The organism is Martinezella lusitana (assembly GCF_016901135.1).
In the GTDB taxonomy this organism is placed as follows: Bacteria; Pseudomonadota; Alphaproteobacteria; order Rhizobiales; family Rhizobiaceae; genus Rhizobium; species Rhizobium lusitanum_D.
The window spans coordinates 653,838-665,736 of the sequence record NZ_JAFEVL010000045.1; the positions used below are offsets into that span (position 1 = coordinate 653,838).

The window sequence follows — 11,899 nt, forward strand, 5'->3', positions numbered from 1 at the left end:
TCTTTTGTGTCACCGTCAGCCAAATTTCATATGTTGATTCCCACATAAAGAACGGTAATTTGATGGGTATTTTCACATGGGACGCTACTCGTGGACATCAATCTGCTCTCACACCCACTCTTGAAAGAACTGGCGCGGACGCACGGGTTGCAACTGACTGATATCAAGGTCGAATCGCGGGATAGCGGCGCCTCAATCCGCCATTCCATTGAAAAGGTAGGAGACGCTTTTCGTCTCGTCGTCGATCACTCCCATTTCACAGCCAAGCGGACAGAGTTTGCGCTTGAGGAAAACGACGACAACAAGACGGCAGCGCAGATTGTTCAGGCAGTGCAGGATATCGTCATCGGGCTTCAGGCCAGGACCTTCGAAATGCTTGCCTCCGTAAACGGAGCGGTCATCAACTCGCTGGACGAAAACGAGATTGTTCATAATGTCCTTCGCGAAGTGATGCATGTGCTCCCGCATAGCGATGCCGGGGTCTTTCGCCTGTTCGATGAAGCGAGCGGTTTTCTTGTGCCCGTCTCACATGTGGGATTGCCTGAGGACTACAGCGACTACCGCGTGCAGCCGAATGAATCCGTCTCGGGCGAGGTTTTTGCAACCGGTCGGCCGGCCATTCACAATGGCAGGCAGAATATCATCGACGCTCATCGCGTTATGCGTCCTGAGAGTCAGTCCTTCATGGAGCGCTCCGAGATAGCCAACGCGCTGCTCTGTGTTCCCGTCATGGCTGAGGGGAAACGTTTGGGCACGCTGACGACGCTTTGCTTTTCGAATGATGGAGCTTTTTCGATCTTCGATCGAACCGTTCTGGAATTTTTGGCAGCGCAGATCGCAGTCGCCTTTCAACGGTCGCTGACCTACAAGAACGCCGTCGCCACCGCTCATCGGCTCGAACAGATGCGCAGCGATCTTGCCCACAAGAATGCCGAGCTGGATCGCGCAGTCGAGCTGCACGAGGCGCTGCTACGCATCTTTTCCACACGCAACGGGCTGCCAGAACAGCTTCGCGCCGTGGCCGAGCTCTTTCGTGTCGATTTCCGGTTCGAGAACGTGCTGGGCTTGGATTATCGATCCGTGGGATGGGTGGACGACGAGCAATTCGTGATTCAGACCGTCGAGGTCGCGGAAGCACCCGTAGGGCAATTTTACTTCCCGACGTCCGGGGATGCGGGTTACCATCGGGCGCTATTTGGCACGTTGGCAACATTCGCGGCGCTGGACTTCGTGCGTGACATGTCGCGGATGGATGTTCTCAATGCGCGCCGCAAAGCGCATTTTGACGCCCTGATTGCGGGGCTGGGTTGGGACGGGCGTCATAGCCACCAGGATGGATTTCGGCTTGAGCGCTACAGTCAGGTATTCGTGGCACGCACGCCCCAACGCGAGGCTTCCAACAACACTCGTCTTTCCCTTCATAAATCTCAATCGGACCTGCAAAAGGGGATGACATTGTCCAACGCCCTCATCTTTCACAGTGAGGACCAGATCGTAGCGCTGGTCTCCGCGTCGACCACGGCGGCACTGGAACGCAATCTCAGGGCGATCTCTGATGCCGCGACGAAATTCAGCATCTGCATTGGAGCAAGCGAGATCTATGGAGAAAGCGAGCGCCATCTCGCGTCGCGCGACCTAGCTGCACAGGCGGCAGATGCGCTGTCACGTCGCGGACGCTCGGGGCTTTTGCGGCATCGAGACATGGGAGTGGAACTGTTGCTGGAAGGGCGCGCGAGGCGGGATATTATTGAATTTACGCGCAATATCCTTACGCCGCTGGTTCAGGATCCAAAACATCGCGTCCTGCATGAAACCCTCTCGCGCTACGTTCACGAGGGGAAGTCTGTCACCCGCACAGCGCAGGCGCTGAATATTCACCCGAACACGCTTTACCAGCGCCTGCAACGAGTCGAGTCGCTAACGGGTCGCAAAATTACCGATGCGGCTGATTTCACGCTGCTCAGTCTCGCTTGCCAACTTTACGCGGAATACTCGCGGGCAGCGGCAGGTTAGAACGCGGCTCTGACTATAGAATTGCGGCGCCTGAAAGTCATTGCGAACTGGCTAGCTGAGTTATGAGCGCTTTCGCAGATGCTGGTCCGCGTTGACGGTTCTTCAGGAAGTTCGAAGACCGAGCGCGTTCCAATCCGCAGCTTCATCGGTCGGCATGCGGGCAAGGTCAAAAAGCCGATCCTAATTGACGACAGTCGCCATCATTGGCTGGAATCTCAGCCTCATTTGGTCGCCATTGGCGCGCTACTGATTGAATTCCTCGATACAGCATACTGGTGTCAGTAGAGCAATCGAGTTCGTATCGTTCCCGGGATCTTGCGAAGCGCATCAAGTATGTCGTCGGCTGTCTGGCCAATGCCCTCGGCTTCAATGACCACGTAACCCGTTTCGCCGTACGTCTGCAGGAACTCACCGACGATATTAAGCGCACGCGACGAAAAAATCGCATTCAGACTGTTCAGCATGCCAGGGCGATTCTCATGAACATGGATGAAACGCGTGCCGTTTGGACGTGGCGGCAGTTGAACCTGGGGAAAATTGACGGCGCCCAGCGTCGAGCCGACGTCGGAATACTCCACAAGCTTCCTGGAGACTTCCCCTCCGATGCGCTCCTGGGCTTCTTCGGTCGACCCACCAATATGCGGCGTCAAAATTACATTGTCCAAACCCTGCAGAGGCGTTTCGAAACGCTCCTTATTTGATGCCGGCTCTTTCGGGAACACGTCCACAGCCGCGCCTGCGAGATGTCCTTCTTTCAAAACCTTCGCAAGCGCTTCAAGATCCACCACAGTCCCGCGGGAGTTATTGATGAAAATGGCTCCCTTTTTCATTCGGCGCAGCTCGGCCTCAGTTATCATGTTTTGCGTCGAACTGGTTTCCGGAACATGCATCGTCACGAAATCTGAGATTTCGAGAAGTTCGCCGAGCGTGGCCATCGATTCCGAATTGCCGTGGCGAAGCTTGTCTGAAGGATCAAAATAGCGCACGTTCATACCCATGCTTTCCGCAAGAACGCTAAGCTGCGAGCCGATGTTGCCGTAGCCCACGATACCAAGCGTTTTCCCGCGCACCTCACGACTGCCGACGGCGGATTTGTCCCATCCGCCCTCATGAGTAGAGGCCGAACGCGGGAAAATCCGCCGGGTCAGCATTATGATCTCACCGATCACAAGTTCGGCGACCGAGCGCGTATTCGAATAAGGAGCGTTGAACACGGGGATGCCGCGTCGGCGGGCCGCATCCAGGTCGACTTGATTTGTCCCCACGGAAAAACAACCGACGGCAATAAGCTTTTTGGCGGAACTGAAAATTTCCTCTGTCAGCTGGGTGCGTGAGCGAATTCCGATAATATGCGCATCGGCTATAAGGCTCTTGAGATCCTTGTCATCCAGAGCCTTCGGCAGATGAGTCAGATTGACGTAACCGGATGACGAAAAGTAGTCCACAGCGCTCTGGCTAATGCCTTCAAGCAGAAGTACGGAAATCCGATCGCGCGGGAGAGAAAGTTGTCGGGTCATTGAATTGCTTTCGGTTCTCGAATTCGACTAAGCCGAGGTCGCTTGTCGGCCATTAAAGCTCACGGATATGGCAAATTGTTTAGCGACCATCCAACGGATAGCGCAAGAACAAACTCTGCTCCGAAGTGGACAGGGAGATGTCAGTCCGTTCAATCACGCCCAAGAATCCACCGAGAGAGGACACTAACACTGCCGCTTTGGAGGCTGAAAGCCATCACTATCGATACTTGACGCGTGGCTTAGCGAACGGCGGAAATTATTTCCGACGCTCGGCATGGAATATCTGAACCCAATGCTTTCCGCGGCGGCTCATGTCCGTTCATGTTAGCGCAAGGCAGCGCAAATCAGCTGCCAAAGCAGGGGGTAACGTAATGACTTTATGCGCAACGTTCAGGGGGCAACGATTGCCAATATCGTCTGTATATTGAAGGCGAGGCGCGTTTCCAGTGCCTGCCGGGTCATCATTCGTTGGCCGTAGACGATAGAGCTGGTGGCCTGGTTGGTAAAATAATAGTAGCAGACAGATGTAATGGTAAGGCCAAGCTGTATGGGATCGATCCCAACGCGGAAAGTACCTTCAGCCTCCCCACGCCGCACGATCTCATCGACAAGAGGGCGCGAATTGGCTGCTCCCTCCCGTATCACGCGGGACTTGCGAAAGTAGACAGCCTTTAATTGGTTTTCGGAGTTCAGGAGTGTAATGAATTCCGGGTGATCACGATAATAAGTCCAGACAAACGTGACCAATGCTATCAACGCATCGCGCGGAGGGAGCTGATCAAGGCTCAGAGCGGCCTCCGCTTCCCAAATGTCGCAGTAAACTTTTTCGATGACGGCTTGATAGAGCAACTGCTTGTTGCCGAAATACTGATAGATCATCCGCTTGTTGATCTCGGCCCGTTCGGCGATCGCTTCAACACGTGCACCGGACAACCCGTTGGCTGCGAATTCTGCGACTGCGGCATCGAGAATTCGGCTTTGCGAAAGATCAGGCCGACGCGGATACCGGCGTCGGGGCGGATCCTGCGCCTCCGCTCCCGCATGTTTCCTTCCCGTCACGATGCCTCCTGATACTCACAGCCCATTCGAGCTTTTTCATAACCATCCTACGAGCTTGCCGGCTCCAAGAGGGCGAACACAAACCGTTCGATAGAGGTTGTCTGCGGTAGATGTCAACGCCTTGAAGTCGGAGGCCAGAAGTAACCCAGCGGTTATTTGCGATCTATATGCCAATATAAAACAAAGAGAATTTATTTCAACAATTGGGCGCGGCGTCATCGCGCTGTCAAGAAAGACTCATAGAGGAGGGCGCATTGCTTGAGTCAGCCCTGACGCACGGAGCGGTTCTGGACGACGTGACCAACACACTTCCGCTCGGCCGCAGCCAGCGAAGAGAACAGGAATAAGCCAATCCAGCCAACCAAGGCGGGGAGGCTGCCAGCGAAAACGGTAGTACACATGGTAGGTCAATCCATTGAGATCGTAGATCTGGAAAAGCGGTTCGACCGCACGTCGGTCCTTCGTGGTATCAATCTTTCGATCCGGAAAGGGGAATTCCTCACTCTGCTTGGACCCTCCGGATGCGGAAAATCCACGCTGCTGCGGCTGCTTGCCGGCTTTGAGCCATGCAGCGACGGTCGTATCCTGATTGGAGATCGCGACGTCGCGCCCTTGGCGCCAAAGGCGCGCAACATCGCCATGGTGTTCCAGTCCTATGCGCTCTATCCGCACATGACGGTCCGCGCCAATATAGGAGTGCCCCTGGAAATGGCGCGCCTGTCATTTTGGCAACGTCAGCCCGGCGCCGGTCTCCTTTCATCGAAGACCCGTGACATTCGGAAGGGTATCGAAGGGGATATCGAAACGGTAGCAAAACAACTCGGTCTTGAGGCGCTGCTGGATCGCAAGCCCTCGCAGCTTTCGGGCGGTCAGCGACAGCGGGTGGCTGTGGGACGAGCAATGGTCCGACATCCGGCCGTGTTCCTGATGGACGAGCCACTTTCCAATCTTGATGCCAAGCTACGCCACCAGCTACGCGAGGAGATTGTCGATCTCCATCGCCGGACCGGGATCACATTCGTCTATGTTACCCACGACCAGACCGAGGCGATGGCGATGTCCGACCGCATAGCCGTCATGGAAGGCGGAGAGATCCGACAGTGCGGTACGCCGACGGAGGTCTATGATCATCCGGATTATCTCTCCGTTGCACGGTTCGTGGGGACGACCACGATCAACGAGATGCCGGTAGAGATACGCGACGGAACCGTCTTGGCCGGTGGTCGGGCACTGCGGCTAAAACTGCCAGACATCGCCGATGGGTCTTTTCAATTGGCCGTCAGGCCGGAGCGGCTTCACCCCGTTGCGGAGGGGACTGGCGATTTCTCGCTTCCGGTAGAGCAGGTGGAGTTCACCGGGAACGAAGTCGGTATCCGCTGTGACGGCACCGAGATAGGCGCCGGTCCGGTGCGCGTGCAACTTCGCCCCGAGGGCTTTGCACGATTGATGCAAGGCCGCAACGTAGGCGAAAGGATTACACTGCAGATCACGCCCGATGCCACGCTTCTGTTCGACTCAAACGGAAAGCGCGTAACGGGCTCGGTCACCAAAGTCGATAGGGTCGAGGAGAGGCATCATGGCCTCCTTCTCTGACGTGGGAACGCATTCCGCTACGGTCCCGACAAAGGGACTGAGCCACGCGGCCATCGCCCGCGCCTTCTCGGCGCCGGCCTTTCTGCTGCTGGTTGCGACCGTGGTCGCTCCCGTGTTTGTGGTCTTCTTGATCAGCTTTACCGATTACCGCCTCGGGCGGATCACGCTGAATTTCGTAGGGGCTGGCAATTATGCGCGAATGCTGGGCGATCCCTGGTTCTGGGGCGCCCTGCGCAACAGCGCGATCTATACGGCGATTGTCGTGCCGATATCGGTCTTTGGCGCCCTATGCCTTGCAATACTCCTTGACGGCCGCCGCCGGTCGCGTCGTTTCTACGAAATCGTGTACTTTCTTCCGGTGACCTCGACGCTCACAGCGATGTCGATCGTTTGGAGCTATTTGCTCAACGGGCATATCGGGCCTCTGGCGGGCCTGTTGAATGCGTTTGGAATGCCGCCGCTCGATTTCTTTGCTGACGGTACGCTTGCGCTCGTCGGCCTTGCCATCATCGGTATATGGCACCTGTTGGGCTTCAATCTCATTCTCTTCCTTGCCGGTCTGACGCTGATTTCCAAAGATCTGCGCGAGGCGGCAGCACTGGACGGGATGGACGGATTTCTGGACCGGTTGCGCTACCTGATCTGGCCGCTTCTGGCACCGACGACCATCGTCGTTGTCGTTCTCAGCTGCATACAGTCGTTCCAGGTCTTCGATACGGTGGCGGTGCTGACCAATGGCGGCCCCTATGGCGCGACAGAGATGCTCTTGCACAAGATCAACACCGATACTTTCATCGGCTTGAAGGCCGGGTACGGCAGCGCACTTACAGTCGTCTACCTGGTTTTGATCGGTGCCTTTTCAATTGTTCAGGTCGCGCTCGGTAACAGGAAGGCACATTTTTGATGTTTCGGTTCTCGATCCGCCCGCTTCTTTCGCATGCCGTGCTGATGGCCGGCGCTTTTCTTATGATCTATCCGTTTTTCTGGATGTGGCGTGCCTCGACGCAAGCCCCTGGGGAGATCTTCGGCGCGCTGCGGGATGCACCTCCGATCATGACCTCGATCTCGGAAAACTATGCACGCGCTCTATTTGATTCGCCGTTGCCGCGCTTCATGCTCAACGGCGTCCTGATGACCGGCGGCATACTGCTGTTCCAGATCCTAACCACGGTGACATGCGCCTACGCGCTGGCCAAGTTCGACTTCCGCGGGCGGCGCCTGATTTTCGGGATCGTGGTGCTAACCCTGTCGGTTCCCGCGCAGGCGACCGCATTGCCGATTTTCATGGTGCTCGCCAAGCTGGACCTTCTCGACACCTATACTGGCGTCATCCTGCCCTATTTGACTTCGGGCTTCGCGATCTTCCTCTTTCACCAATTCATCCGCTCCTTCCCCGACGAGATCCTTCTGGCTGCGCGTCTGGATGGCATGAGCGAGATGGAGATCGTGGTCCGCATCATCCTGCCCGCGATGATGCCGGCCATTGCCGCCTTCGCGATCTTCTCGATCACCTTTCATTGGAACGATCTCTACTGGCCGATAATCGTCATTAGATCCATCGATCTGTCGCCGCCAACCCTGGGTCTCCTGTTCTTCCGGAGTCAGGAAGGTGGTGACAGTTTCGGGCCGTTGATGGCCTGTGCAACCCTTGTCACCGCTCCGCTGATCCTGATGTTCCTCGCCGCGCAGCGCAGGTTTGTTCAAGGCGTGACGATGACCGGGGTGAAATAAGACGAGTCTGCCCGGCTGCCACCGGGCAGACCCGAAAGTCAAGACAACTCACTCCGAAGGAACCACCATGAAAATGAAGAACATCTTCGCAGCTGCCGCCCTGACCCTTGCCGGCACTGCATCGGCTTATGCCGCCGATCCAGTGACACTGACCTTCTACCACACCCGTTTGGCATTTATGGAGCCCATTCTCAAGGGCTTCAAGGAAGCTCATCCCGGGATCACGATCAACGAGCAGGCGCCTGCCGAAAACTACAGTGCCGGTGACCAGAGCGTCATTCGCGGAATGATGACCAACTCCGCTCCGGACGTCTATCTTGCCTCCTATTCTTCTGTGCCGACCCTGGTCGGTGTGATGAAGGACCGCGGCGAAGCAACGTCGCTCGACGCACTGCTGGGCAAGGAGGGGAAGGACTGGCAGTCGGCGAACTATGCCTCGGCCATCCTCGACCTGGCGAAGGTTGACGGACAGCAGTTCGCAATGCCCTTCACCGCTTCGCTGCCGCTCTTGTACGTCAACAAGGCATTGGTGGAGAAGGCTGGTGGTAACGTCGATCAGTTTCCGGATACCTGGGATGGTGTGATCGATCTGGCAGCGAAGATCAGCAAGCTCGGCGATGGTATCTCGGGTATCAGCTTCTCGGTCGGCGGGCTTAGCGACGACTGGTATTGGCAGATGATGGTCATGGGAGCCGGCGACCAGATGCTGAACGGCGAGAAGACCGGCATCGGCTACGACAACGATGCAGGCCTCAAGGCGCTGCGCGTTACCCAGGACATGGCGATCAAGACCGGCATGTCGGTCTATGCGGACCCAAAGCCAGCCCAGCAGCAGTTTTTTGCAGGCAAAGTCGGCATGGTGGTCGAATCGCCCTCGGATCTGGTTGCTTATGAAACCGCCATCGGCGATCGGTTTGCAATGCGCACCGTCCGTTTCCCGCTGATCGACGCCAAGAAAGGCGGCCTTCCTGCGGGCGGCAATGCGCTGATGGTTCTCACCCAGGATGCGTCAAAGCGCGCCGCTGCGTGGGAGTTTGTGAAATACATGACCAGCCCTGCGGTTCAGGCTGAAGTTTCCAAGGCCAGCGGCTACATGCCGACCAATGTACAGACCGCCAAGGCTCTGGAAAGCTTCTATGCCGCTCACCCCAACTTCCAGACGGTCTTCAAGTCGATGGATGTCGCAATGCCCTGGTTCGCCTATCCGAACAACGCGGCATCGGATGTCTGGCAGGGGGTCGCTCCTATTCTCGACCAACTGCAGCGTGGCAAGATCACCCCCGAAGATGCCATGCCGAAGCTCCGCGATCACGTCGCCGGCGTCATGGCCGGTAAGTGAGGAACACTGGCACACCGACACTGTGTGCGCAACGAAAGGCCGGCGAGCTCATGCTTGCCGGCCGATCACGCCTCACTCCTTTGCGGGCGAGCGGTAGATCGTGCCGTTGTAATCCTCGATATGGCTGATCATCAGCCCGTCGAACGCGATGAATTCGGCACTGATCTCCGCGTTCGATAGGGTCAAAATCGTCACGCCGAGCAAGGCTTCACCCGGCTGGGAGGGCATAGAATGGTCGTAGGTGAGAAAGCTTGAAGCTGCGCACCAGATCAGCCGGGTTTCCGGCAGATCGATCTGGGCGGTTCGATGCATGTGTCCCGTCACGACAGCACGAATGTCATGGTCGACGATCAGCCGGCGCAGTCTGTTTCGACCTTCGGTCATCAGTGCCCAGGCGGGTCTGTCCACTTCTTCCCAGCTATTCAGAAAGAGCGGCATATGGGTAAACAGCACGGCTTTGCGTGTTCCACGGGTAGCAAGAGCTTCGTCGAACGCCTGCCACTGCGCGGTTTCTTCTGGCAGGCCGGTGCCGATGATTTGGCTGTTCAGGCCGATCAAACGCCAGCCCGCCAAGACGTCCGAATGCCACTGCGAGGGTCCGTACTGCGTCTCCCAGAGGGAAAGCCGTTCAGCGTTCGACGGCTGGTGGCTTTCACGGGCGATGTCGCCGACGTCGTGATTGCCGGGCAGAACAAGACAAGGCGGGTTCAGCGCCTCCAGAGCGTTTCGGCCAAACAGCAGATCCTCCTCGCGTTCCGAACCAAAAAGCGTCAAATCGCCAAGAACAACGGCGAGACTGATGTCTTTCCGGGTATTCACGTGCGCGACGACCTTCTCCCAATTGGGAACGAAGACAGGATTGGTCGATCCGATATGGGGATCGGAGAGAACGGCGATTTTCAAAGTGCACAGACCTTTCGAAACAAGATTTTGCGGGAAGGGATCCGCGCCACACGGCGGATAGGCCGTAAGGCCTACTCATCAAACATATCAAACTAATGACAAATGAATAAAATAATCAATCGTCATCAACCTAGGCGGCAGTCCCTGAGATGGCGGCAGAAAAGGAAGAATCGAGTGGTCTGGTTCAGCTATCACGGCGGTCACAGCGGAGAATTTTGCGCTCACGCAACCTCAACGCTCGAAGAGGTGGTTGACACTGCCATTGCCCGTGGCTTCACCTATTACGGGCTCAGCGAGCATTGCCCACGCTACCGTGAAGAGGATCTCTATCCCGGCGAGGAAAGGCTCGGCGTAACCGGTCTCGCCGCTGCATTCGAGGCCTACGCAACGCATGCCATCGCAATGCGCAACGCGCGAGCTGGGCAGATCGAGCTGTTGGTCGGTTTCGAAACGGAAACCCTTCCACCCGATGGATGGCTTAAGGCCATGGCCCAGCTGCGGGCGGCACATCCGTTCGATTACGTCGTCGGAAGCGTTCATGACATCTGTGGTCGTTGGGTCGACTACTCGGCGACAGCCACCGCCGCCTTGACAGCGGACCTCGGAGGCCCCGAGGCGCTGCAACTCGCTTATTTCGACGCGGTCACCAATATGGTCGAAACCCTTCGTCCCGATGTTGTGGCGCACCTTGACTTGGTTCGGAAATACGAACCAGCCGGTTTCACTTTCTCCAACCGCGTCTCGCGGGCGGTCAAGACAACGCTCGAGGCGATCCGCGCTACGGGGGGCGTGCTGGACGTCAACTGCGCTGCCTTCCGGAATGGATACGGACCGGTTTATCCGTTGCCGCAGATCCTTGAACAGGCTCAGACAATGGGAATTCGCGTCACGCTTGGCGACGACAGCCACGGGGTGCAGACGGTCGGTGTCGGGCTGGAACAGTCACTTGCCGCAATCGCAGCCGCCGGATATCGCCGCGTCTCCTATCTGACACGCGCCGATGGATGGCGTGAAGCGTTGCTCGATACAATCGGCCCGCGCAAGTGCTAGACGGAGAGGAACATCAGATGCGGAACAGCATCATACGACAATCCATGACCGTCGAGCCTGCGAACATTGCGGATATCCCCTTTATCATGTCGGTGGAACGCAGTCCTGGTTACCAGGCGCTGGTTGGCCACTATGACGCCGATGAACATCGCCGCCGGCTCGTTGCACCGAACTGCACCTATCTTCTCTGTCGAGTTGAGGGCCAACCGGTAGGGTTCGCCGTCATCCGCCGGGACGACGATGGCATGGGCACCGCGCAGCTTCATCGGATCGCCGTATCTCCTCCGGGGACAGGTTATGGCACAACCTTCCTGCAGACAATTTGCCAATGGGTTTTCGCAGAACATGATGTTGAACGGCTGTGGCTTGATTTGCTCCCCTCAAATGTCCGTGCGAGGCATGTTTATAACAAGCTGGGCTTCGTCGAGGAGGGCATCATGCGCTCGGCGCTTCGCCTGGCTGATGCAAGCCGCATAGACCTGGTCCTGATGGCTTTGCTGCGCGAGCAATGGAGCGGAGGACAGGCGCAAGGCATACAGAGCGATCTCCCGACCACGGAAGCACCAGTCTCAGCAACGTGATAAACAGCTAATCTTATTTTGTGCTATGTGCAGGGAGGACGGGCAAACTTCCAAGTACGCCCCGTGGGCTGGCCACTGGTTCGGGCGAGAAAATCTCGTAAGGTTCTGGGTTT

General features: G+C 57.0%; 10 protein-coding genes. 7 read left to right on the top strand and 3 right to left on the bottom strand.

Going from position 1 to position 11,899, the window contains the following annotated elements; all coding sequences use genetic code 11:
* The first annotated feature begins 90 nt into the window (after positions 1-90).
* Entirely contained in the window at positions 91-2,013 is a 1,923-nt protein-coding gene (locus JTP94_RS18890) for a helix-turn-helix domain-containing protein (protein ID WP_204851991.1), read from the top strand.
* A gap of 278 nt (positions 2,014-2,291) precedes the next feature.
* On the opposite strand, the gene serA is transcribed toward JTP94_RS18890, so the two are convergent.
* Positions 2,292-3,530: a phosphoglycerate dehydrogenase gene (gene serA, locus JTP94_RS18895; protein ID WP_204851992.1), complete on the bottom strand. Its 1,239-nt coding sequence runs from the start codon at positions 3,528-3,530 to the stop codon at positions 2,292-2,294.
* A 390-nt stretch (positions 3,531-3,920) separates the two neighbouring features.
* Entirely contained in the window at positions 3,921-4,589 is a 669-nt protein-coding gene (locus JTP94_RS18900; protein WP_204851993.1) for a TetR/AcrR family transcriptional regulator, read from the bottom strand.
* Positions 4,590-4,988: 399 nt separating this feature from the next.
* Here JTP94_RS18900 and JTP94_RS18905 point away from each other — a divergent pair, with 399 nt between their 5' ends.
* From JTP94_RS18905 to JTP94_RS18920, 4 genes are all read left to right on the top strand, one after another.
* Positions 4,989-6,182 (top strand): ABC transporter ATP-binding protein, encoded by a 1,194-nt coding sequence (locus JTP94_RS18905; RefSeq protein ID WP_204851994.1) that lies wholly within the window; start codon positions 4,989-4,991, stop codon positions 6,180-6,182.
* Positions 6,166-7,086 (top strand): carbohydrate ABC transporter permease, encoded by a 921-nt coding sequence (locus JTP94_RS18910; RefSeq protein WP_204851995.1) that lies wholly within the window; start codon positions 6,166-6,168, stop codon positions 7,084-7,086. The genes JTP94_RS18905 and JTP94_RS18910 overlap by 17 nt, the downstream gene beginning before the upstream one ends.
* The gene (locus JTP94_RS18915) at positions 7,086-7,913 is read left to right on the top strand and encodes a carbohydrate ABC transporter permease (protein WP_204851996.1); all 828 of its coding nucleotides are present in this window, start codon (positions 7,086-7,088) and stop codon (positions 7,911-7,913) included. Before JTP94_RS18910 ends, JTP94_RS18915 begins: the two co-directional genes overlap by 1 nt.
* A 67-nt stretch (positions 7,914-7,980) precedes the next feature.
* Positions 7,981-9,252: an ABC transporter substrate-binding protein gene (locus JTP94_RS18920; RefSeq protein WP_204851997.1), complete on the top strand. Its 1,272-nt coding sequence runs from the start codon at positions 7,981-7,983 to the stop codon at positions 9,250-9,252.
* A 72-nt stretch (positions 9,253-9,324) separates the two neighbouring features.
* On the opposite strand, the gene JTP94_RS18925 is transcribed toward JTP94_RS18920, so the two are convergent.
* The gene (locus tag JTP94_RS18925) at positions 9,325-10,155 is read right to left on the bottom strand and encodes a metallophosphoesterase (RefSeq protein WP_204851998.1); all 831 of its coding nucleotides are present in this window, start codon (positions 10,153-10,155) and stop codon (positions 9,325-9,327) included.
* Between the two features lie 174 nt (positions 10,156-10,329).
* Between JTP94_RS18925 and JTP94_RS18930 the strand changes: the two genes are divergently transcribed.
* Together JTP94_RS18930 and JTP94_RS18935 are read left to right on the top strand one after the other, a co-directional pair.
* On the top strand, positions 10,330-11,205 hold the full coding sequence (locus JTP94_RS18930; RefSeq protein ID WP_204851999.1) for a histidinol-phosphatase: 876 nt from the start codon (positions 10,330-10,332) through the stop codon (positions 11,203-11,205).
* A 17-nt stretch (positions 11,206-11,222) separates the two neighbouring features.
* The gene (locus tag JTP94_RS18935; protein WP_204852000.1) at positions 11,223-11,786 is read left to right on the top strand and encodes a GNAT family N-acetyltransferase; all 564 of its coding nucleotides are present in this window, start codon (positions 11,223-11,225) and stop codon (positions 11,784-11,786) included.
* The last annotated feature ends 113 nt before the right edge of the window (positions 11,787-11,899 follow it).